The 21,685-nt window shown below is 64.9% G+C and carries 19 protein-coding genes; 10 read left to right on the forward strand and 9 right to left on the reverse strand.

The genetic code is table 11. From position 1 onward, the window contains the following. Positions 1-129 precede the first annotated feature (129 nt). From gatB to gatC, 3 genes are all read right to left on the reverse strand, one after another. Positions 130-1,557, reverse strand: coding sequence for an Asp-tRNA(Asn)/Glu-tRNA(Gln) amidotransferase subunit GatB (gene gatB / locus ACODRW_RS10115; RefSeq protein ID WP_488905665.1), 1,428 nt, complete (start codon positions 1,555-1,557; stop codon positions 130-132). Between the two features lie 54 nt (positions 1,558-1,611). Continuing rightward, the gene (gatA, locus tag ACODRW_RS10120) at positions 1,612-3,090 is read right to left on the reverse strand and encodes an Asp-tRNA(Asn)/Glu-tRNA(Gln) amidotransferase subunit GatA (protein WP_488905666.1); all 1,479 of its coding nucleotides are present in this window, start codon (positions 3,088-3,090) and stop codon (positions 1,612-1,614) included. A gap of 112 nt (positions 3,091-3,202) precedes the next feature. Beyond that, positions 3,203-3,490 (reverse strand): Asp-tRNA(Asn)/Glu-tRNA(Gln) amidotransferase subunit GatC, encoded by a 288-nt coding sequence (gatC, locus tag ACODRW_RS10125; protein WP_043592439.1) that lies wholly within the window; start codon positions 3,488-3,490, stop codon positions 3,203-3,205. A 365-nt stretch (positions 3,491-3,855) separates the two neighbouring features. Here gatC and ACODRW_RS10130 point away from each other — a divergent pair, with 365 nt between their 5' ends. From ACODRW_RS10130 to ACODRW_RS10155, 6 genes are all read left to right on the forward strand, one after another. After that, positions 3,856-4,899, forward strand: coding sequence for a rod shape-determining protein (locus ACODRW_RS10130; protein WP_043592385.1), 1,044 nt, complete (start codon positions 3,856-3,858; stop codon positions 4,897-4,899). 139 nt (positions 4,900-5,038) lie between these two features. Further along, positions 5,039-5,944 (forward strand): rod shape-determining protein MreC, encoded by a 906-nt coding sequence (gene mreC, locus ACODRW_RS10135; RefSeq protein WP_107797809.1) that lies wholly within the window; start codon positions 5,039-5,041, stop codon positions 5,942-5,944. Between the two features lie 6 nt (positions 5,945-5,950). Beyond that, the gene (gene mreD, locus ACODRW_RS10140) at positions 5,951-6,454 is read left to right on the forward strand and encodes a rod shape-determining protein MreD (RefSeq protein ID WP_107797808.1); all 504 of its coding nucleotides are present in this window, start codon (positions 5,951-5,953) and stop codon (positions 6,452-6,454) included. Positions 6,455-6,469: 15 nt separating this feature from the next. Then, positions 6,470-8,410, forward strand: a complete 1,941-nt coding sequence (mrdA, locus tag ACODRW_RS10145; protein WP_107797807.1) for a penicillin-binding protein 2 — start codon at positions 6,470-6,472, stop codon at positions 8,408-8,410. Continuing rightward, entirely contained in the window at positions 8,391-9,485 is a 1,095-nt protein-coding gene (gene rodA / locus ACODRW_RS10150) for a rod shape-determining protein RodA (protein WP_107797806.1), read from the forward strand. Before mrdA ends, rodA begins: the two co-directional genes overlap by 20 nt. Before the next feature lie 318 nt (positions 9,486-9,803). Next, a complete protein-coding gene (locus ACODRW_RS10155) occupies positions 9,804-12,539 on the forward strand; it encodes a M16 family metallopeptidase (protein WP_488905667.1) in 2,736 nt (911 codons plus the stop codon). Between the two features lie 22 nt (positions 12,540-12,561). On the opposite strand, the gene dinB is transcribed toward ACODRW_RS10155, so the two are convergent. The 3 genes from dinB to ACODRW_RS10170 form a co-directional block, all read right to left on the reverse strand. Next, a complete protein-coding gene (gene dinB / locus ACODRW_RS10160) occupies positions 12,562-13,719 on the reverse strand; it encodes a DNA polymerase IV (RefSeq protein ID WP_107797804.1) in 1,158 nt (385 codons plus the stop codon). A gap of 13 nt (positions 13,720-13,732) precedes the next feature. Further along, positions 13,733-14,038, reverse strand: coding sequence for an Rdx family protein (locus ACODRW_RS10165; protein ID WP_107801578.1), 306 nt, complete (start codon positions 14,036-14,038; stop codon positions 13,733-13,735). A 320-nt stretch (positions 14,039-14,358) separates the two neighbouring features. Next, on the reverse strand, positions 14,359-14,832 hold the full coding sequence (locus ACODRW_RS10170) for a copper chaperone PCu(A)C (RefSeq protein ID WP_488905668.1): 474 nt from the start codon (positions 14,830-14,832) through the stop codon (positions 14,359-14,361). A 188-nt stretch (positions 14,833-15,020) separates the two neighbouring features. Here ACODRW_RS10170 and ACODRW_RS10175 point away from each other — a divergent pair, with 188 nt between their 5' ends. From ACODRW_RS10175 to ACODRW_RS10190, 4 genes are all read left to right on the forward strand, one after another. Next, a complete protein-coding gene (locus ACODRW_RS10175; RefSeq protein WP_488905669.1) occupies positions 15,021-15,665 on the forward strand; it encodes a MarC family NAAT transporter in 645 nt (214 codons plus the stop codon). A 21-nt stretch (positions 15,666-15,686) separates the two neighbouring features. Then, a complete protein-coding gene (locus ACODRW_RS10180) occupies positions 15,687-16,520 on the forward strand; it encodes an AraC family transcriptional regulator (protein ID WP_488905670.1) in 834 nt (277 codons plus the stop codon). 248 nt (positions 16,521-16,768) lie between these two features. Continuing rightward, positions 16,769-17,473: an AzlC family ABC transporter permease gene (locus ACODRW_RS10185; protein WP_107797801.1), complete on the forward strand. Its 705-nt coding sequence runs from the start codon at positions 16,769-16,771 to the stop codon at positions 17,471-17,473. After that, entirely contained in the window at positions 17,470-17,781 is a 312-nt protein-coding gene (locus ACODRW_RS10190) for an AzlD domain-containing protein (RefSeq protein ID WP_227106459.1), read from the forward strand. Before ACODRW_RS10185 ends, ACODRW_RS10190 begins: the two co-directional genes overlap by 4 nt. Before the next feature lie 162 nt (positions 17,782-17,943). Here the strand turns inward: ACODRW_RS10190 and map are convergent, their stop codons facing one another. The 3 genes from map to ACODRW_RS10205 form a co-directional block, all read right to left on the reverse strand. Beyond that, on the reverse strand, positions 17,944-18,735 hold the full coding sequence (map, locus tag ACODRW_RS10195) for a type I methionyl aminopeptidase (protein WP_107797799.1): 792 nt from the start codon (positions 18,733-18,735) through the stop codon (positions 17,944-17,946). A 39-nt stretch (positions 18,736-18,774) separates the two neighbouring features. Beyond that, positions 18,775-20,088 (reverse strand): sodium-dependent transporter, encoded by a 1,314-nt coding sequence (locus tag ACODRW_RS10200; protein WP_107797798.1) that lies wholly within the window; start codon positions 20,086-20,088, stop codon positions 18,775-18,777. A gap of 216 nt (positions 20,089-20,304) precedes the next feature. Then, a complete protein-coding gene (locus ACODRW_RS10205) occupies positions 20,305-21,681 on the reverse strand; it encodes an amino acid permease (protein ID WP_488905671.1) in 1,377 nt (458 codons plus the stop codon). Positions 21,682-21,685 lie beyond the last annotated feature (4 nt).

Here is a 21,685-nt window from a genome sequence, read left to right on the forward strand (position 1 = left end):
CGAAACACCACACCCCGGGCCTGGGAATATTTCCAAGGACAGTCCAGAGCAAGACCACTTGTCGCGCCGCAACACAAAAACAGGGCGGCGGCGCCACGATCGGCGCCGCCGCCCTGAAGTTCCGCCGGATTAGGCCAGCTTTTGACGCAGAATATCCTGCACCTGAGCCGGATTCGCCTTGCCTTTGGAGGCTTTCATCACCTGGCCGGCCAAGGCGTTGAGCGCCTTTTCCTTGCCGGCGCGGAATTCTTCCACCGCCTTGGGATTGGCGGCGATCGCTTCTTCCACCATTTTCTCGATGGCGCCGACGTCGGACACTTGCTTCAGGCCGTCGCGCTCGATGATGGCGTCGGCGGACAGTTCGCTGTCCCACAAGGCGTCGAACACCTGTTTGGCCAGCTTGCTGGACAGCGTGCCGTCGGCGATGCGCGCGATCAGGCCAACCAGGCGCTCGGCCGAGATCGGGCAATCGGCGATCTCCTTGCCGTCGCGATTCAGCCGCGCGGCGATCTCGCCGTTGATCCAGTTGGCGGCCAGCTTGCCCTGACCGGAGGCCTTGGCCGCGGCTTCGAAATACTGGGCCAGAGCCAGGCTGGACGTCAGCAGCGCCGCGTCGTAGGCGGACACGCCGTAGGCCTCGGCCAGACGGACTTGCATCGCCGCCGGCAGCTCCGGCATCTCGCCGCGGATGCGGGCGATCTGCTCGTCGGAGATGCGCACCGGCAACAGGTCCGGGTCCGGGAAGTAGCGGTAGTCGTGCGCGTCTTCCTTGCTGCGCATCATCCGCGTCTCGCCGGTATCCGGGTCGAACAGCACGGTGGCCTGCTGTACTTTGCCGCCGTCTTCCAGGGTGTCGATCTGCCACTGGATCTCGTACTTGGCGGCCTGCTCCAGGAAGCGGAAGGAGTTGAGGTTCTTGATCTCGCGGCGGGTGCCGAATTCCTTCTGCCCCTCCGGGCGCACCGACACGTTGACGTCCATGCGGAAGCTGCCTTCCTGCATATTGCCGTCGCAGATGCCCAGCCAGGTCACCAGCGCGTACAGCGCCTTCACATAGGCCAGCGCCTCGTCCACCGAGCGCATGTCCGGCTCGGACACCACTTCCAGCAAGGGCGTGCCGGCGCGGTTGAGGTCGATGCCGGACAGGCCGTGGAAGTCTTCATGCAGGCTCTTGCCGGCGTCCTCTTCCATATGGGCGCGGGTCACGCCGATGACCTTCTCCTGCTCGCCCACCAGGATCTTCAGCTGACCGCCCTCGACGATGGGCAGATCCATCTGACTGATCTGGTAGCCCTTGGGGAGATCGGGATAGAAGTAGTTCTTGCGCGCGAACACGTTCTTCTGGTTGATCTTGGCGTCCAGCGCCAGTCCCAGGCGGATGGCCTTCTCCACCACCGCCTTGTTCAATACCGGCAGCACGCCGGGAAAGGCCAGCTCCACCGCGGAGGCCTGGGTGTTCGGCTCCGCGCCGAAAGCGGTGCTGGAACCGGAGAAAATCTTGGAGACGGTATTGAGCTGCACATGCACCTCGATACCGATGACGACTTCCCATTTCATGGTCGGAAAATCCTTTAATTTTTACGCATCTTTTTTAAAGAGACAAAAGCCCCTTTAAATAACTATTTTTACCTTTTGCTTTTCAAGCTTGGGTACTCGGGAGTGCCAATCAGTCGCAAGTTGGAACTGATGCGCGACGTTCAACATCTTGGCTTCACCGAAGTAGTTGCCGATGATCTGCAAGCCGATCGGGCGGCCATTCGCGCTAAAGCCGGCCGGCACGCTCATGCCCGGCAAGCCGGCCAGGTTCACCGACAACGTGTAGATGTCGGACAGATACATCTGCACCGGATCGTCGTTCATCGCGCCGATGTCGAAGGCCGCGGTCGGCGCCACCGGCCCCAGGATCACGTCGCACTGCTCGAAAGCGGCTTTGAAATCGTTGGCGATCAGGCGGCGGATTTTCTGGGCCTTCAGGTAATAGGCGTCGTAATAGCCGTGCGACAGCACATAGCTGCCCACCAGGATGCGGCGCTTGACCTCGCTGCCGAAGCCTTCGGCGCGGGTCTTCTCGTACATGTCCACCAGGTCCTTGTACTCGGCGGCGCGATGGCCGTAGCGCACGCCGTCGTAACGCGACAGATTGGTGGAGGCCTCGGCCGGCGCGATCACGTAGTAGGCCGGGATGGACAACTCGGTATTGGGCAGGCTGATGTCCACCACCTGCGCGCCCTGCTGTTTCAGCACCGTCACCGCCTCGTCCACCGCGCGCGCCACGTCGGCGCTCAGGCCGGCGGCGAAGTATTCGCGCGGCAGGCCCACCTTGAGGCCGGCCAACGGCTGATTCAGGTCGCGGGCGTAATCTTCGCGGGCGCGCTCCAAGCAGGTGGAGTCGCGCTGATCGAAGCCGGCCATCACGTTCAGCATCAGCGCGCAGTCCTCGGCGGTCTGCGCGATCGGGCCGCCCTGATCCAGCGAGGAGGCAAAGGCCACCATGCCGTAGCGCGACACCACGCCGTAGGTCGGCTTGATGCCGGTGACGCCGCAATGGGAGGCCGGCTGGCGAATGGAGCCGCCGGTGTCGGTGGCGGTGGCCACCGGCGTCAGCCGCGCGGCCACGGCGGCGGCGGAGCCGCCGGAGCTGCCGCCCGGCACCGCGTTCTGATCCCAGGGATTTTTCACGGCGCCGTAGAAGGAGTTCTCATTGGACGAACCCATCGCGAACTCATCCATATTGGCGCGGCCCAGCGTCACCATGCCGGCGGCCTGGCACTGCTCCACCACGTGGGCGCTGTACGGCGACACGAAGTTGTCCAGCATCTTGGAGCCGCAGCTGGTTTTCCAGCCCTGCTGGCAGAACAGATCCTTGTGGATGATGGGCACGCCGGTCAGCGCATGGGCGTTGCCGGCGGCGATGCGCGCGTCGGCGGCCGCGGCTTCGGCCAGGGTCTTGGCGCGGTCGACGGTGACCAGCGCGTTGAGCGCCGGGTTCAGCGCCTCGATGCGGTCCAGATATTGGGTGGCCAGCTCAAGGCTGGAGACTTCCTTGGCCGCCAGCTGCCGCGACAGTTGCTTTAAAGTAGACTGTGTCATTTCAAATGGAATCTTTAGCTATCCGGGAATGGCGTCGCCGTCCTTTCAGACAGCGACCGGCGCCGGCCTCCCGCGCGGGCGGGAACCTAAACCGGCGCAGGCAATCAGAGCATCACTCGATGACCTTGGGGACCAGGAACAAGCCCTTTTCCACTTGCGGGGCCACGGCCTGGAAAGCTTCGCGCTGATTGGTTTCGGTAACGATATCTTCGCGCAAACGCAAAGAGACATCCTGCGGATGGGCCATCGGCTCGATGCCGTCGGTGTTCACCGCCTGCATCTGTTCGATCAGGCCGAAAATATTATTGAGTTGCTTGCTTGTCGCGGCAATTTCCGCTTCATTGACATTGATGCGGGCAAGCTTGGCAATTCGTGCGACATCCTGATGCGTCAGCGACATGGTGTCCTCGTTCAAAACCTTTAATATTTCAAGCGTTATAGGGTATCATAGCCCGCTTGATTCTCCCAAGATCGACATCACGCCACGGCGTAATTTCGGCAACGCTTTCACCGCGCGGCCGACAGGCGGCAAGCCGCCGCGCCGGGGCCGGATCGTGCAGGCCTTATCGAACCGACACGGCGTCGGAAAATGATGCGCAAGGCCAGCGGGCGAAGCCGCTTAGCCGGCGTCGCCCAGTGGGCGCCAAGCGTCGTTTTGCCACGCGGCGGTTAGACTCGGGTCGTACGAGTAGACAACAAACAACAGATTAAGCGCGGACGCGACGGCGCGTCCGCCACATGACGAAAACTGACCAGGATCGCCCAATGTTTCGTTCGCTGACCGGATACTTCTCCAACGACCTCGCCATTGACCTTGGCACAGCCAACACCCTCATCTACATGCGCGCCAAAGGCATCGTGCTGGACGAGCCCTCGGTCGTCGCCATTCACAGCGACGCGCCCACCAACAAGAAATCCATCCTGGCCGTGGGCCTGGAAGCCAAGCGCATGCTGGGCCGCACCCCGGGCAGCATCCAGGCGATCCGCCCGATGAAGGACGGCGTGATCGCCGACTTCACCGTCACCGAACAGATGCTCAAGCAGTTCATCAAGAAGGTGAACCCCAACCGCTTCTTCGCCGCAAGCCCGCGCATCGTGATCTGCGTGCCCTGCGGCTCCACCCAGGTGGAACGCAAGGCGATCCGCGACTCGGCGCTGGCCGCCGGCGCGCGCCGCGTGGAACTGATCGAAGAGCCGATGGCGGCCGCCATCGGCGCCGGCCTGCCGGTTGAGGAGCCCACCGGCTCCATGGTGGTGGACATCGGCGGCGGCACCACCGAAGTCGGCGTGATCTCGCTGGGCGGCGTGGTGTACTCCAACTCCGTCCGCGTCGGCGGCGACAAGTTCGACGAAGCCATCATCAACTACATCCGCCGCAACTACGGCATGCTGATCGGCGAAACCACCGCCGAGGAAATCAAGAAGACCATAGGCTCCGCCTTCCCGGGCGCCGAAGTGCGCGAAATGGAAGTCAAGGGCCGCAATCTGGCCGAAGGCATTCCGCGCGCCTTCACCGTGTCCTCCAACGAAATCCTGGAAGCGCTGACCGAGCCCTTGAACCAGATCGTATCCGCGGTGAAGATCGCGCTGGAACAGACCCCGCCGGAACTGGGCGCCGACATCGCCGACAAGGGCATGGTGCTGACCGGCGGCGGCGCGCTGCTGAAAGACATCGACCGCCTGCTGGCCGAAGAAACCGGCCTGCCGGTGTTCGTGGCCGAAGAACCGCTGACCTGCGTGGTGCGCGGCTCCGGCAAGGCGCTGGAGAAGATGGACAAGATTGGCACCATTTTCACCAACGTCCCCTAAACCGGAACGACCGACGACCGCCTGAGCCCGGCTCCGGCGGCGGCGGCCGCTCGTAAAGCAAGCGATGATGGCGGGCGCGCGACAAGCGCGCCCGTTTTTGAAGCACAGCGCCCCGCGTCAAGGGGCGAGGTCTGAGCCGATGGACTTTGCCAACACCCCCAGCTTTTTCCGCTCCGGGCCGCCGCCCGGCGCGCGCTTGGCCATGGCCGTGGCCGCCTCGGTGGCGCTCCTGGTCGGCGACAGCTATTTCGGCCTGATGGAACAGGCGCGCGAAGCCACCTCGCTGGCGCTGTACCCGGTGCAGCGCGCGGTGAACATGCCGGCGCAGGCGATGCGCCACGTCAGCGATTTTCTCAGCTCCCAAACCGAACTGAAGCAGGAAAACACCGCCTTGCGCGTGCGCCAGCTGGAAATGTCCGCGCAGCTGTCGCGGCTGCAAACCCTGCAGCGCGAGCTGGACGAGGTGCGCAAGCTCAACGGCATCAAGTCCAGCTACCACCAGCAGGCGCAGATGGCGGAAACCCTGTACACCGGCCGCGATCCGTTTTCCTACAAAATCATCATCGACAAGGGCAGCGACGCCAATCTGAAAGCCGGCCAGCCGGTGGTGGACGCCAGCGGCCTCTTGGGCCAGGTCACCCGGGTGCAGCCGCTGACCGCGGAAGTGACCCTGGTCATAGACAAGAACCAGATGGTGCCGGTGATGGTGGCCCGCACCGGCCAACGCGCCATCCTGTACGGCTATGGCGGCGGCGTGGAAATCCGCTACCTGCCGCAAAGCGCGGACATCAAGGACGGCGACCACATCGTCACGTCCGGCGTGGACGGCGTTTATCCGGCCGGCATCCCCGTGGCCCGCGTAACCCGGGTGGAGCGCAACCAGGGCGCCACCTTCGCCCGCATCGCCACCGCGCCCTTGGCCGGCGTGCAGCAAACCCGCTACATGCTGGTGCTGGGCGACAAGCAGGCGCCGCCGCGCCCGCCGGAACCGGCCCCCATCGTCAAAAAGAGCAGGGGCGGCAAGAAAGCCGCCGCCGAGGAGTAAGCCCCGATGACGTTCGAGCGCCCCAAGGAACTGCTCAAACCGGTGAAGCGCCGCTTCATCCTGTTCACCTTCATCTTCGCCGTCCTGATCGAACTGATCCCGCTGCCGCACGGCAGCACGCGCTGGCTGCCGGATTTCATCGGCATGCTGATCCTGTACTGGGTGATCAACCAGCCGCGCCGGGTCAATATCGGCACCGCCTTCTTGCTGGGCCTGGTGGCCGACATCTCCACCGCGGGATTGTTCGGCCAGCACGCGCTGGCCTATTCGATCACCGCCTATCTGGCCTTGGCGCGCCAGCGCCAGGTGGTGATGTTCAACCTGGGCCAGCAGACGCTGGTGGTGCTGGGCCTGCTGCTGACCAACCAGCTGATCATGGTGGTGGTGCGCATGCTCACCGGCTCCGCCTTCGTCGGCTGGGGCTATTTCCTGCCGCCCTTGATCGGCGCCCTGCTATGGCCGCTGCTGACCAAGCTGATGCTGATGCCCTACCGCCATAACGCGGTCTAGCGCCGCGGACCGTCCATGCCTCAACCCACCCGCTTCAAGAACCCGCAGGCCGAAGACAGCCAGTTCCAGCTGCGCCTGATCGTCGCTTACGCGCTGATCGTGCTGATGTTCCTGGTGCTGCTCACGCGCTTCATCTGGCTGCAAGTGCTGCAGCACGAACACTTTTCCACGCTGGCCCAGAACAACCGCATCTCGCTGGTTCCCATCCTGCCCAACCGCGGCCTGATCCTGGACCGCAACGGCGTGGTGCTGGCGCAAAACTACTCCGCCTACACGCTGGAGCTGACGCCCAGCAAGATCGCGGACCTGGCCGCCACCGAGGCCGAACTGCGCAAGCTGGTGGACATCACCCCGCGCGACGAGCGCCAGTTCAAGCGCCTGCTGATCGAGAGCAAGAACTTCGAATCCATCCCGCTGAAAACCAAGCTCAGCGAGGAAGAGGCCGCGCGCGTCGCCGCCCAGTCCTGGCGCTTTCCCGGCGTGGAGGTCAAGGCGCGGCTGTTCCGAGACTATCCGTTCAAGGAAATGACCAGCCATGTGCTCGGCTATATCGGCCGCATCAACCAGCGCGACAAGGAAAGGCTGGAAGAAGAAGAGAAAACCGCCAATTACAAGGGCTCCAACTACATAGGCAAGACCGGCCTGGAGGCGGTGTACGAGGACGATCTGCACGGCAAGGTCGGCTTCGAGGAAGTGGAAACCGACTCCGGCGGCCGCGCGGTGCGCTCGCTGCGACGCACGCCGCCGGTCAACGGCAACACCTTGAAGCTGGCGCTGGACATCCGGCTGCAGGAAATGGCGGACAAGCTGTTCGGCAGCCGCCGCGGCGCGCTGGTGGCGATAGAACCGTCCACCGGCGGCGTGCTCGCCTTCCTGTCCAAGCCGGGCTTCGACCCCAATCTCTTCATCGACGGCATCGACACCCAGACCTGGACCAATCTGAACAGCGACTGGCAGAAGCCGATGATCAACCGCGCGCTGCGCGGCACCTACCCGCCCGGCTCCACCTTCAAGCCCTTCATGGCGATGGCCGCTTTGGAAAACCACGCCATCGGCATGCGCGACATCCGCCCGGCGCCCGGCTACTTCACCCTGCCCGGCTCCAGCCACCAGTTCCGCGACAGCAAGAAGGCCGGCAACGGCATGATCAATCTGCAGCGCGCGATCGAAGTCTCCAGCGACACCTTCTTCTACAAGCTGGCCTGGGACATGGGCATAGACAAGATCCACCCGGCGCTGGCGCAGTTCGGCCTGGGCAGCAAGAGCGGCATCGACCTGGACGGCGAATCCATCGGCGTGCTGCCGTCCAAGGAGTGGAAGGCCCGCCGCTTTTCCCGCTACAAGGAAGAGTTCCGCCGCTGGTATCCGGCCGACGTGGTCAGCATCGGCATCGGACAGGGCTTCAACGCCTATACACCGCTGCAAATGGCCAACGCCACCGCCATCATGGCCAACGACGGCCAGGTGTTCAAACCGCACCTGGTCCAGCAAGTGGTGGACACCCGCAGCGGTAAAGCGCGCATCATTGAACCGATGCCCACCCGCCAGATCCCGTTCAAACCGGAAAACTTCGAATACGTGAAGCGCGGCATGGAAGGCGTGATGACGCGCGGCACCGGCGCTCGGCTGGGCGTGGGCCTGCAGTACTCGATGGCGGGCAAAACCGGCACCGCCCAAGTGGTGCAGATCAAACAGGGCGCCAAGTACAACGCCTCCGCGCTGGCCGAGCAATACCGCGACCACAGTTGGTTCATCGCCTTCGCCCCGGTGGACAAGCCTCGCATCGCCGTGGCGGTGATCGTGGAGAACGCCGGCTTCGGCGCCGCCGCCGCCGCGCCCATCGTGCGCGCGCTGTTCGATTACTACTTGCTGGGCAAAGTGCCGAAAGACATCGAAGGCACGCTGAAGACCATGCCCACCGACACCGCCAACGACAATGCAGACCTCTCTAATTAAACGCGTCTGGGAACAGGTCAAAGAGCCGCTGGACGGCTGGCTGATGCTGTTCCTGGGCATGATCTTCGTAGTCAGCATGGTGCTGCTGTACTCGGCCAACAATCAGTCCTTCGACAAGATAGACAATAAGCTGATCTACACCAGCCTGTCGCTGATCATCATGTGGATCATCGCCCGCATGCGGCCGCAAAGCATCATGAACTTTGCGCCGCCCATCTACGGCCTGGGCGTGCTCCTGCTGCTGGCCGTCCACTTCAAGGGCGTCACCGTCAACGGCTCCACCCGCTGGCTGGAACTGGGCATTACCCGCATCCAGCCGTCCGAGATCATGAAGATCGCGCTGCCGATGATGCTGGCCTGGTTCTTCCAGAAATACGAGCTGTCGATGCGCTGGTGGCACTATCTGGTGGCCGCCTTGCTGATGGCCGTGCCCAGCGCGCTGGTGCTGAAGCAGCCGGACCTGGGCACCACCCTGCTGATCGCCGCCGCCGGCCTCTTCGTGCTGTTCTTCGCCGGCCTGCCGTGGAAAGTGATCTTCGCCGGCATCGGCCTGGGCGCGGCCAGCCTGCCCATCGTCTGGAACCTGCTGCACGACTACCAGCGCCGCAGGGTGCTGACCATGATAGACCCCACCACCGACCCGCTGGGCGACGGCTACCACATCATCCAGTCCATGATCGCCATCGGCTCCGGCGGCCCCTGGGGCAAGGGCTGGCTCAACGGCACCCAGACCCACCTCGATTACATCCCGGAACGCACCACCGACTTCATCTTCGCCGTGTATTCAGAGGAATTCGGCCTGGCCGGCAATGTGCTGCTGCTGACGCTCTACCTGCTGGTGCTCAGCCGCGCGATGATGATCACCGCCAGCGCGCAAACGCTGTACGGCCGGCTGATGGCCGGCTCCATCACCCTGTCCTTCTTCGTCTACGCCTTCGTCAATATGGGCATGGTGTCCGGCATCCTGCCGGTGGTGGGCGTGCCGCTGCCCTTCATGTCCTACGGCGGCACCGCCACCGTCACCCTGTTCGTCGGCATGGGCATGCTGATGAGCATCAGCAATCTAAAACGCTGAGAGCCTGTTTACGATCTGCTGCGCTTCGGCGATACGGCGTTGGAAATGACCTCAGAATGCTCATGTACCGTATGTACATTCCGCTTCTTCGGTCATTTCCGCCTTGTCTCGCTCTTGCTCGCGAGATCGTAAACAGGCTCTGAGTTCCATGGCGGGAACCAATGCCCCGCCGCGGCGGCCTACCCCTGTTTGCCCCAGACTTACGTCATGCCCGGAATGTTTCCGACTTGACGAAGGCAAGCAAAATCGCAAGCCTATAGCATTCCGGCGCCATCGCGCGCCGCCGTCCCGCATTCATGCCAGAGGAAACGCCACCGCATGCGCATCAAGACCCTGAGCCTGCTGCTCGCCCTGTCCCTGGGCCACGCCCTGCCGGCCATCGCCGCCGAACCCGCCGCCGCCAGCCAAAGCCAGCTGCAAGCCTACACCAGCGTGGAAGGCGTCACCGAATACCGGCTGCCCAACGGCCTGCGCGTCCTGCTGGCGCCGGACGCCTCCAAGCCCACCACCACCGTCAACATCACCTATCTGGTGGGCAGCCGCCACGAAAGCTATGGCGAAACCGGCATGGCCCACTTGCTGGAGCACATGTTGTTCAAAGGCACGCCCAGCAGCGGCAATCTGATGCAGGAGCTAGGCAAGCGCGGCATGCAGTTCAACGGCACCACCTTCCTGGACCGCACCAACTACTACGAAACCTTCCCCGCCAGCGACGCCAATCTGCGCTGGGCGCTGGAGATGGAAGCGGACCGCATGGTCAACAGCAAGATCGCCAGGAGCGATCTGGACACCGAGTTCTCGGTGGTGCGCAATGAAATGGAGATGGGGGAGAACAATCCCCGCCGCGTGCTGTGGAAGCAGATGACCGCGGTCAGTTACGACTGGCACAACTACGGCCACAACACCATAGGCGCGCGCTCGGACGTGGAAAAGGTCCGCATCGACAATCTGCAGGCCTTCTACCGCAAGTACTACCAGCCGGACAACGCGGTGCTGATGATCAGCGGCAAGTTCGACCCGGCGGCGACGCTGGCCGTCGTCCAGCAGGCCTTCGGCAAGATCGCCAAGCCGCAGCGCCAGCTGACGCCGACCTGGACCGAAGAACCGCAGCGCGACGGCGCGCGCGAACTCACCGTGGAGCGCGTCGGCGACACCCAGCTGGCCGCAGTGCTCTATCCGATCTCCGCCGGCAGCCACCCGGACGCGGCCGCCGTCCTCGCGCTGGCCGACATCCTGGCCAGCACGCCCAACGGCCGGCTGTACCAGGCGCTGGTGGGCGGCAAGAAAGCCGTAGGCGTCGAGGCCTGGCCCTTTGCGCTGGCCGAACCCGGCTACATCATTTTCTGGGCGGAGTTGAACAAGGGACAGAAGCTGGCCGACGCGCGCCAGGCCCTGCTCGCCGCCATCGAAGGCTTCAAGAGCAAGCCGGTGACCGAGGCCGAACTCAAGCGCGCCAAGGCCAGCCTGCTCAATGAGATCGACAAGACCTTGAACGATCCGCAGCAGTTGGCGGTGGAAATGTCCGAAGCCATCGCCAAGGGCGACTGGCGATTGTTCTTCCTGACCCGCGACCGCATCGAGGCGCTGAGCGTCAAGGACGTGGAACGGGCGGCCGAGAACTACTTCAAGCCGTCCAACCGCACCTACGGCCAGTTCATGCCCACCGCCAAACCGGAACGCAGCGTGATCCCGGCCACGCCGGACGTGGCCAAGCTGGTGGACGGCTACAAGGGCCGCGCCGCGATCAGCCAGGGCGAAGCCTTCGACCCCAGCCCGGCCAATATCGACGCCCGCACCGAGAAAACCACGCTCGCCAACGGCGCCAAGCTGGCCTTGCTGGCCAAGAAGACCCGCGGCGAAACCGTCAACGGCAGCTTCAGCCTCGCCTTCGGCGATGAGAAAAGCCTGTTCGGCCGCGGCGCCGTTCCCGGCCTCGCCGCCGACATGCTGGAGCGCGGCAGCGGCAAACTCAGCCGCGCCGAAATCAGCAATCGCCTGGACCAATTGAAAGCCAAGCTCAGCATCTCCGGCTCCGGCCAAGAAGTCAGCGTGGACTTTGAAACCACCCGCACGCATCTGCCTGCCTTGCTGGACCTGATCGCCGGCCTGCTCAAGCAGCCCAGCTTCCCGGAACGGGAATTCGAACTGCTGCGCAAGGAGGAACTGACCGCCATCGACGCCCAGCGCAACGAGCCTCAGGCCATGGCCACCCAGGCCGTGGGCCAGGCGCTCAATATCTATCGCAAGGGCGATCTGCGCTACCGTCCGACGCTGGACGAGGCCGCCGCCGAATTGAAAGCCGCCAAGCTGGACGATCTGAAGCGCTTCCACCGCCAGTTCTACGGCGCCAACCACGCCCGCTTCGCCCTGGTCGGCGACTTCGACGCCAAGGCGGCGCAAAGCCAGCTGCAAAAACTGTTCGGCGGCTGGAACAGCCCCGTGGCGTACAGCCGCGCGCCCAGCCAGCTGCCGCCGGCCAAACCGGGCCAGCGCCAATTGCTGGCCAAGGACAAGGCCAACGCCTTCTACCTGGCCACCGCGCCGCTGGCGATGCGTGACAGCGACGCGGACTACCCGGCGATGCTGGTCGCCAACAAGATTCTGGGCGGCGGCGTCAAATCGCGGCTGTTGGACCGCCTGCGCCAGAAAGACGGCATCAGCTACTACGCCGGCAGCCAGTTCAAGGCCGGCAGCTTCGAGCCGGTGGCCAGCCTGAGCCTGGTGGCCATTTACGCGCCGCAGAATCTGGACAAGCTGAAACAGGGGGTGGCCGAGGAATTGACCCACTTCATCCGCGACGGCGTCAACGCCACCGAACTGGCCGACGCCAAGAAAGCGCTGCAGCAGGAAAGGGAGATCGCCCGCGCCCAGGACGGCGCGCTGAGCGGCGCTCTGGACGGCCAGTTGCAGATCGGCCGCGGCATGGACTTCAACGCCAAGGTGGACGCCGCCATCGCCGCGCTGACGGTGGAGCAGGTCAACGCCGCGCTGCGCAAGCATATAGACCCGGCCCAGTTGTTCCAGGTCTACGCCGGCGACTTCAAAACCCCCTGATCCGGCCTTGCGCTGACCCGCCTCAACCGTTCGGGGGCGGGTCGGCGTCTCGCGCTGGCGGCTCCGCCTCGCCCGCGGCGGCGTCCGCCGCCGGCAGGTCCGGCAAGGGCCGGCCGTCCCGGCCGAACAGGCGCAACTGACGCGGCAGGTCATGCTCGTCCGCCAGCTTGACGCCGACGCCGACCAGACGCACCGGCCGCCGTCCGCGCTCGAATCCCACTCGCAGCAGTTCCCCGAAACGCGCCGACGACAGTTGTCCGCCGGCGTGTTCCACCGTGGTCTGGTTGAAATCGTCGAACTTGAGCTTGACCGACAAGCCCTTGAACGCGGGATTGCCGCTGCGCGCGATACGCGCGCTCAAGCGGTCTATCAGCTCCGGCAGCTTGGACAGACAGGCGGCGACGTCGGGCAGGTCCACCGCGTAGGTCTCCTCGACGCTGATCGATTTGCGGCTGCGGTCGGTGGACACCGGCCGCGGATCCACGCCGCGCGCCAGCTCGTGGAGACGCTCGCCGAAACGGCCGAAGTGACGCAGCAGATCGGCCAGCTCCCAGGCCAGCATATCGCCGCAGCGCCGTATGCCCAGCTCGTTCAGCCGCTGCGCGGTGACCCGGCCCACACCGTGTATCTTCTCCACCGGCAGCGCGGCGACGAAACCGGCCACGTCTTGAGGCCGGATCAGGAATTGCCCGTCCGGCTTGTTCCAGTCGCTGGCCACCTTGGCCAGGAATTTGTTGGGCGCGATGCCGGCCGAGGCGGTGATGCCCACCTCCTCGCGGATCTGGCGGCGTATCGCCTCCGCCATCCGCGTGGCGCTGCCCTGCTCATGCGGCTGACCCGTCACATCCAGATAGGCCTCGTCCAGCGACAAGGGCTCGATCAAGGGCGTGTAGCGCTCGTAGATGCGCATGATCTTCTGGCTGGCTTCGCGGTAGCGCGCCATATCGGGCGGCAGAATCAGCAGATCGGGGCACAGGCGCAGCGCGCGCGCCGACGACATCGCCGAGCGCACGCCGTAGCGGCGCGCGATGTAATTGCAGGTGGCGATCACGCCGCGGCTTTCCGGCCGCCCGCCCACCGCCAGCGGCAAGGGCCGCAAGGCGGGATCGTCGCGCATCTCGATGGCGGCGTAGAAACAATCGCAATCGACGTGGATGATTTTGCGCAGCGGCTCGCTCATGGCGACGGCCGGATCAGGAAACGGCGCCGTCGCTATGGCCCAGCGAACGCTGCGGCGCCACCCGGTCTCGCACCCGCTGCTTCAGCAGCTTGATGTCGGGGAAACCGCCGTCGGCCTTGCGGTCCCACAGCAGCTCGCCGTCCAGTTCGACGCGGAACACGCCGCCGCTGCCGGGCTGCAAGGCCACTTCCGCCAATTCCTTCTCGAAGGTGGTCAGCAGCTCCTGCGCCATCCAGGCGGCGCGCAGCAGCCAGCGGCAGCCGGTGCAGTATTCAATGCTCAGGCGCGGAGATTTGGCGGGGGGGATAGAGGGTGTCATGCGGGAAAACGCGGTCGGCAAGAAGATGGCTGACAGCATACATCATGGGAGGGGAAAGGAACTGCCGGCGTCCCTGGATTTTGTTGTGCGCGGGCGCAAGCGCTCGCTCCTCCATCGTTTCTCTCTTTGTGCAGACTTGGCGTTTTGACCTTGTTCAGGGCGCCGGCAGTGGCAATGACGTCTTGTTCTCAACACATTCCCGAGGCCAAGTCTGCCCAGTCGCCGGCGCGGGGTAAAGCATTTACTCCAGCCCGCGCCGATTGCTGCACTGCACGATGTAACTTCGGCGCAACGTTACCGGTAGCATCGCGCCTTGCCGTTCAATGCGCGTGCTCGGCCGGCGCGGCGGCGGCCATGCCGTCTTCCACCACCACTTCCACGGTCACGCTGCCCGCTTTCTCGAATCGCAATGTCAGCGGAAAGCGGTCGCCCACGCGCAGCGGCTGCTTCAGGCCCATCAGCATCACGTGATAGCTGCCGGGCGCGAACTTGACTTCCTGGCCTGCGGCCACGGCCACGCCGCCGGCCACTTCGCGCATGCGCATCACGCCCTTGTCGTTGATGTGGGTGTGCAGTTCGGCCTTGTCCGCGCGCGGCGTGCTGGCGGACAACAGTTTGTCCGCGGCCTTGCCGCGATTGCTCAGCGACAGGTAAACGCCGCCGGTGGGGCTGCTTTCCGGCATCGCCCGGCTCCATGGATGGCCGATCTTCATATCGCCCAGCTTGAATTCGTGCGCCATCGCGCCGGCGCTCAGCAGGCACAGGCCCAACAGGGCGCTCAATGTCTTTTGCATAATGGATTCCTCGGGTTTTCCGCACTCTAGCACAGCCGCCGCAGGCAGCTGTGCGGCATAATGCCACAGCCAATGTCATGCCGCGCGCGCTTCGCGCCGCCGGCCGCAGAATTTCCCTTGTCACTTGCCCGCGGCCTCAGGCAGACTGCGTCCATTCCATGTAATGTTCGCTTCATCAGCGTAGTGCCATGCTCAAGACGTTGTCGCTCCAATTCCTGTTCGGCGGGCTGCTCAGCCTGATCACCATCACCAACCCGCTATCCAAGATTCCGCTGTTCATCACCCTGACCCGCGAGATGAGCGACTCTGCGCGCGACAATCAGGCGCGCCGCGCCTGCGTGTTCGCAGCCGCCATCATGGTGGTCAGCCTGCTGGCCGGCAACGTGATCATGTCCGCCTTCGGCATTTCCTACGGCGCGCTGCGCATTTCCGGCGGCTTCGTCGTCGCCGTGCTCGGCTACCGCATGCTGTTCCTGTCTCAGGACCCGGGCAACGCGCCCAAGACCGGCGAACGCGAGGACTACGCCTTCTTCCCGCTGGCCATGCCCGGCATCAGCGGTCCCGGCACCATCGCCGTGGTCATCGGCATTTCCACCGAGATCGCCGAACTGACCACGCTGCCGGCCAAGGCGCTGGCCTTCGCGATGACCTTCACCGCCATCGGCGGCACCTGCTTCGGCATGTGGCTGACGCTGAAATCCTCGCAGCTGATCGCCCAGCGTCTGGGCCGCGGCGGCCGCGAAGTGATGACGCGGCTGATGGGCTTTTTGCTGATCTGCATCGGCGTGCAGTTCGTCGGTTCCGGCATCCGCACCTTCATGGCCGGCTCCTAAGGCCGGCCGCGACGCCCCGCCATGTCCCGCCCAGCGTCCGATCGTTCCGATTTCTTCCGCGCCGACGACATCGGCGCCTTGGAATGCCTGGACGCCAGCTACGCCCAAAGGGTGTTTCCGCCGCATTTTCATGAAGAATACGTGGTCAACGCGCTGACCCTGGGCGCACAGTCCTACCGCCACCGCGGCGGCACCCACCGCGCCGGCGTCGGCGCGCTGGTGCTGATCAATCCCGGCGAAGTGCATACCGGCGAAACCGCCGACGCGCGCGGCTGGGCCTATCGCGGCTTCTATCCGTCCGCGGACTTCCTCCAAAAGCTGGCCGCCGACATCAGCGGCGACGCCCACGCCCGGCCTTATTTTCGCGACACCGTGGTGCTGGACGCGCCGCTGGCCGCCGGCATGGACCAACTGCATCGCCTGCTGCGCGACAGCCGGGACCGGCTGCTGCGCGAATCTGCGTTGCAGCGCATGTTCGGCGCGGTGCTGCAACGCCATATGCAGGTGCGCGGCCAGACGCAGGCGGCCGCCCCGCGCGCGGTGGAGCTGGCGCGGCAGATGCTGGCCGACGCCATCAGCGACAATCTGTCGCTGCAGACGCTGGCGGAAGCGGCCCAGCTCTCGCCCTGGCAGCTGTGCCGCCAGTTTCGCCAGCACTTCGGCCTGCCGCCGGTGGCTTGGCGCAATCAGCTGCGCGTCAATCGCGCGCGCCAATTGCTGGCGCAGGGACAAACGCCCGGCGCGGTCGCGCTCAGCCTGGGCTTCGCCGACCAGGCCCACCTGACCCGCGCCTTCCGCCACACCGTGGGTCTGGCGCCGGCCGCCTATCAACGCGCGCTGGGCCTGCGCCGCTGAGAACCTGTTCAAAGTCTGCTGCGCTTCAGCGATACGGCGTTAAAAACCAGCTCAAAATGCTCATGTACCAGCTGTACATTCCGCTTTTTCGCTCATTTTCGCCTTGTCTCGCCCTTGCTCGCGAGACTTTGAACAGGCCCTGAGAAGCAGCTCAAAGCCACGCGGCCATCCCCCGCAAAATCGTTCAAGACGGCGGCCGGTTTCGGCGGCATGATGAATCCATCTCATTGCCGCAAGGATACGCCCCGATGACCCGCCCCACCCCCGCCGCCTGGGCCTTGCAAGGCGCGCGCGACAGCCTGCCCATGCTGATAGGCGCCGCGCCCTTCGGCGTGATTTTCGGCACCTTGGCCATCGCCGCCGGGCTCAGCCCGCTGAGCACCCAAGCCATGTCCTTGCTGGTGTTCGCCGGCTCCTCGCAATTCATCGCCGTCAGCCTGGTGGCCGCCGGCGCCGCGCTGCCGGTGATCTGGCTGACCACTTTCGTGGTCAATCTGCGCCACGCGCTGTACAGCGCCACCCTGCTGCCCTATGCGCGGCAATGGCCGCTGGCCTGGCGCTGGCCGCTGGCGTTCTGGCTCACCGACGAAACCTTCGCCGTGGTCGAACACCGTTTCCGCACCCAGGCCGCGGCCGGCGGCCAGTGGTATTGGCTGGGCTCCTCGCTGGCGATGTACGGCAATTGGCAGGCGTGGACGCTGGCCGGCGTGCTGCTGGGGCGCTCGGTGCCGGGGCTGGCGCAGCTGGGCCTGGACTTCGCCATGGTGGCCACTTTCGCCGCCATCGTCGCGCCGCAATTGAAAAAGCGGCCCACGCTGGCGGCCGCGGCGGTGGCCGGCCTGACCGCGCTGCTGGCGCGCGGCCTGCCCTACAAGCTGGACCTGATGCTGGCGGCGCTGCTCGGCGTCGGCGCCGGACTCTTGCTGGAAGGCAAGCGCAAGGAGGCGGCATGAACCATTGGTGGATGATTTTCGGCATGCTGGCGGCCACTTTGCTGATCCGCGCCAGCTTTCTGGTGTTCGGCCAGCGGCTGGCCTTCCCGGACTGGCTGAACCGCGCGCTGCACTATGTGCCGGCGGCGGTGCTGTCGGCGCTGGTGGTGCCGATGGCGCTGGCCCCGGCCGGGCGCATTGATCTGTCGCTGGGCAACGCCTATCTGATCGGCACCCTGGTCGCCATCGCGGTGGCGTGGAAGAACGGCAAGACCCTGCTCGCCATTGTGGTCAGCTTTATCGTCTACGGCTTGCTGCGCTGGCTCTAAGAATCTGTTTACGATCTGCTGCGCGTCGGCGAGATGGACGGAACGGGCTTAAGAGCCGCTCGCAACGCCTCGCGGAGAAGCCGAGCCAAGGCGCGCCGGCGCAGGCCGTACAAAGAGTGCGGCCAGGAGGCGCAAGCAGGATCAGGAGTTTGCTTGGCGGGTCTAAGCCGCCAGCAGACCCAGCGCCGCCAAGCCCGCTTTTTCCTCTTCGCGCAAGGTCAGGATGCGGCAGCCGTCGGCGGTGACCAGGAGGGTGTGCTCGAACTGAGCCGACAGGCTGCGGTCCCGCGTCACCACCGTCCAGCCGTCCGGCAACACCTTCACGTCCTTGCCGCCCTGATTGATCATCGGCTCGATGGTGAAGGTCATGCCGGCCTCCAGCTTGAGCCCTTGGCCGGGCCGGCCGTAATGCAGCACTTGCGGCTCCTCGTGCATGGCGGCGCCGATGCCGTGGCCGCAATACTCGCGCACCACGCTATAGCCCTGCGCCTCGGCGTGCTGCTGGATTGCGTGGCCGATGTCGCCCAGCGTCGCGCCCGGGCGGACCTTGGCGATGGCCAGATACAGGCAACGCTGGGTGACGTCCACCAGGCGCTGCGCGTACGGGCTGATCTCGCCGACGGCGAAGGTCTTGCTGCTGTCGCCGTAATAGCCATCCTTCAGCACCGTGACGTCGACGTTGACGATGTCGCCGCGCTTCAGACGCTGCCGCTCGGACGGCCAGCCGTGGCACACCACCTGATTGACCGAGGTGTTGACGCTGAACGGGAAGCCGTACTGCCCCTTGCTGCCCGGCCGCGCGCCCAATCGCTCGACGATGTAACGCTCGCAAAAGGCGTCGATCTCCAGCGTGCTGACCCCGGGCCGGATCTTCTCCTCCACCGCCTGCAGCACTTGCGCGGTCAGGGCGCCGGCCAAGATCATGCCCTGGATGTCGGACTCGGTTTTAATCATGGCCGCCCCCTTTCTTGCCCATGCCAACGGCAAAGCGAATCAGATATTGTATACCAGCACCAGGCTGATCAGAATGGGCGCCGCCCAGCAATAGATGAAGCGCACGCCGGCGCTCAGCGCCGCGGGCAATTGCAGCTCGGCGCGCATGGTCGGCCAGATCACCCAGCCGGCGAAGCAGGCGGTGCCGATGCCGCCCAGCGGCAGCAGGATGTTGGACGCGGTGTAGTCCATCAGCTCGAACACATTGCGGCCGAACAGCTTCCAGTCCGCCAAGGGCCCGAAGGACAACGCCGCCGGAATGCCGGCGCAAAACACCAGCAGGCAGATCAGCAGCGTCGCCTTGCGCCGGCCTACGCCCCACTCGTCGATGGGAAACACCGCCACCAGTTCCAGTAGGGACACCGAGGAGGTCAGCGCCGCCATCAGCAGCAGCAGAAAGAAGGCCGCCGCCAGGGCTTGGCCGAAAGGCAGGTGGTTGAACACCACCGGCATGGTCATATAGGTCAGGCCCGGTCCGGCCTGAGGGTCCAGCCCAAAGGCGTAGATCGCAGGAAAGATCATCAGGCCGGCCAAGACCGAGGTCAGCGTGGTCAGGCCGGTCACCCACAGCGCGGCGCCCGCCAGTTTCGCGTCCCGGCCCAGATAGGAACCGTAGGCGATCATGCAACCGGCGCCCACCGACAAGGAAAAGAAGGCCAGGCCCAGCGCTTCCACCAGCATGCCCGGCGTCACCTTGGAGAAATCCGGCGTCAGCAAGGCCGCCACGCCGGCCCCTGCGCCCGGCAAGGTCAGCGAGCGGGCGATCAGGCCCAGCATCAGCAGGAACAGCAGCGGCATCAACACCTTGCCGGCGCGCTCAATCCCCTTTTGCACCCCGCACATCACCACCAGCAGCGTCAGGCCGGTGAACAGGGCGTGAGTCAGCAGGGATTCGAAGGGGTCGGACACGTAATCGCCGAACAAGCGCGCCAGCGCCGCCGGGTCGTTGCTCATCACCCGGCCGTCCACCGCGCGCAGCAGATAGCCCAGCGTCCAGCCGCCCACCACGCTGTAGAAGGAAAACACCAGGAAACCGCACAGCACGCCGGCGTAGCCCACCAGCTTCCAGCGGCGCGAACCCAGCCGCGCGAAGGCGCTCACCGCGCCGCAGGCCGCCGCGCGGCCGATGGCGATCTCGGCCAGCAGCAAGGCGATGCCCAGCGTGAAGGTCAGCAATAGATAGATCAGCAGAAACGCGCCGCCGCCGTTCATCGCGGTGACGTAGGGAAACTTCCAGATGGAGCCCAGGCCGACCGTGGCGCCGGCCGAAGCCAGAATGAAACCGAGGCGGGAACCCCATTGTGTGCGAGACATGACAACTCCTGAGTCAGAAAAATTTGCCGCCGCACGGGGTAACGCTGGATACAACAAGGCCGCCCATGACGGCGGCCCGGAAAATAGATGCGAACATCCCTGGCGCGCCGATTAGCTGCGCCACCACCACGTTTTGGTCTGGAATGGGATCGTTTGCTTCATAAGCGTGGAAGCATGCCGGTTTACGCCCCAGTACGTCAAGCCCGGCATGCGGATTCACGCCTTGTCGACGGCCAGACCGGCCGCGTTCGCCCCCGGCCGCTTCAGCCGGAAACCCAGCCACAGGACCAGCAGCCAGGCCGGCAAAACGTACACCGACACCGACACCCCCGGCGTGAACAGCATCACTCCCAGGATCATCAACATGAAGGCCAGGCACAGCCAATTGGAGAACGGATGCCACAGCGAGGCGAACACCAGCTTGCGGCCGCCCTGGGCGCGGCGGAACTTCAGGTGAGTCAGGCTGATCAGCGCCCAATTGATCACCAGGGCGGTGACCACCAGCGACATCAACAAGGCCAGCGCGCCGCTGGGCAGCAGGTAATTGAGCACCACGCCGGCGAAGGTCGCCAACGCCGACAGCAAGGTGGCGTTGACCGGCACCCCGCGCTTGTCCAGCCTGGCCATGCTCTTGGGCGCATTGCCCTGTTGCGCCAGGCTGAACAGCATGCGGCTGGTGGCGTAGACGCCGCCGTTGTACACCGACAAGGCCGCGGTCAACACCACGAAATTAAGCCCGTGAGCGGCGAAGCCGGCGCCGATCTGCTCGAAAATCATCACGAAGGGGCTGCCGCCGGCGGCCACCTTGCTCCACGGATACAGGGACAGCAGCACCAGCAGCGAGCCGATGTAGAAAATCAGCACGCGGTAGATCACCTGATTCACCGCTCTGGGAATGGTTTTCTGCGGATCCTGGGTCTCCGCCGCCGCCATGCCGATCAGCTCCAAGCCGCCGAAGGAGAACATGATCACCGCCATCGTCATGAACAGGCCGCCTACGCCGTGCGGAAAGAAGCCGCCGTCGCTCCACAGATTGCTCACCGAAGCCTGCGGGCCGCCCTTGCCGGACAAGAGCAGATAGCCGCCGAACACGATCATCGCGATCACCGCGCCCACCTTGATCAGCGCGAACCAGAACTCCGTCTCGCCATAGTATTTGACGCTGCTCAGATTGACGCCGGTGATCGCCGTGAAGAAGACCAGCGCGGTGACCCAGGTGGGCACATCCGGCCACCAATAGCGCACGTACTCGCCAGCGGCCGTCAGTTCGGCCATGCCGGCCAGCACATACAGCGCCCAGTAATTCCAACCGGACAGGAAGGCGGGAAACTTGCCCCAGTAACGGCCGGCGAAATGGCTGAGCGAGCCGGCCACCGGCTCTTCGGCCAGCATCTCGCCCAATTGGCGCATGATCAGGAAAATGATGAAGCCGGCGACGGCGTAGCCGAGAATCATCGCCGGTCCGGCCGCTTTCAACACGCTGGCCGAACCCAGGAACAGACCGGTGCCGATCGCGCCGCCCAGCGCGATCAATTGGATATGGCGGTTTTTCAGCTCGCGCTTCAAACCGGTGGAAGTGGGGGTAACGCTCACCTTG

Source organism: Chromobacterium sp. FG89 (genome assembly GCF_057808735.1).

Excerpts from the sequence above, each read along its gene's own strand:
- gatB (WP_488905665.1), bottom strand. The coding sequence starts at position 1,557 with ATGAAATGGGAAGTCGTCATCGGTATCGAGGTGCATGTGCAGCTCAAT.
- gatA (WP_488905666.1), bottom strand. The coding sequence starts at position 3,090 with ATGACACAGTCTACTTTAAAGCAACTGTCGCGGCAGCTGGCGGCCAAG.
- gatC (WP_043592439.1), bottom strand. The coding sequence starts at position 3,490 with ATGTCGCTGACGCATCAGGATGTCGCACGAATTGCCAAGCTTGCCCGC.
- ACODRW_RS10130 (WP_043592385.1), top strand. The coding sequence starts at position 3,856 with ATGTTTCGTTCGCTGACCGGATACTTCTCCAACGACCTCGCCATTGAC.
- mreC (WP_107797809.1), top strand. The coding sequence starts at position 5,039 with ATGGACTTTGCCAACACCCCCAGCTTTTTCCGCTCCGGGCCGCCGCCC.
- mreD (WP_107797808.1), top strand. The coding sequence starts at position 5,951 with ATGACGTTCGAGCGCCCCAAGGAACTGCTCAAACCGGTGAAGCGCCGC.
- mrdA (WP_107797807.1), top strand. The coding sequence starts at position 6,470 with ATGCCTCAACCCACCCGCTTCAAGAACCCGCAGGCCGAAGACAGCCAG.
- rodA (WP_107797806.1), top strand. The coding sequence starts at position 8,391 with ATGCAGACCTCTCTAATTAAACGCGTCTGGGAACAGGTCAAAGAGCCG.
- ACODRW_RS10155 (WP_488905667.1), top strand. The coding sequence starts at position 9,804 with ATGCGCATCAAGACCCTGAGCCTGCTGCTCGCCCTGTCCCTGGGCCAC.
- dinB (WP_107797804.1), bottom strand. The coding sequence starts at position 13,719 with ATGAGCGAGCCGCTGCGCAAAATCATCCACGTCGATTGCGATTGTTTC.
- ACODRW_RS10165 (WP_107801578.1), bottom strand. The coding sequence starts at position 14,038 with ATGACACCCTCTATCCCCCCCGCCAAATCTCCGCGCCTGAGCATTGAA.
- ACODRW_RS10170 (WP_488905668.1), bottom strand. The coding sequence starts at position 14,832 with ATGCAAAAGACATTGAGCGCCCTGTTGGGCCTGTGCCTGCTGAGCGCC.
- ACODRW_RS10175 (WP_488905669.1), top strand. The coding sequence starts at position 15,021 with ATGCTCAAGACGTTGTCGCTCCAATTCCTGTTCGGCGGGCTGCTCAGC.
- ACODRW_RS10180 (WP_488905670.1), top strand. The coding sequence starts at position 15,687 with ATGTCCCGCCCAGCGTCCGATCGTTCCGATTTCTTCCGCGCCGACGAC.
- ACODRW_RS10185 (WP_107797801.1), top strand. The coding sequence starts at position 16,769 with ATGACCCGCCCCACCCCCGCCGCCTGGGCCTTGCAAGGCGCGCGCGAC.
- ACODRW_RS10190 (WP_227106459.1), top strand. The coding sequence starts at position 17,470 with ATGAACCATTGGTGGATGATTTTCGGCATGCTGGCGGCCACTTTGCTG.
- map (WP_107797799.1), bottom strand. The coding sequence starts at position 18,735 with ATGATTAAAACCGAGTCCGACATCCAGGGCATGATCTTGGCCGGCGCC.
- ACODRW_RS10200 (WP_107797798.1), bottom strand. The coding sequence starts at position 20,088 with ATGTCTCGCACACAATGGGGTTCCCGCCTCGGTTTCATTCTGGCTTCG.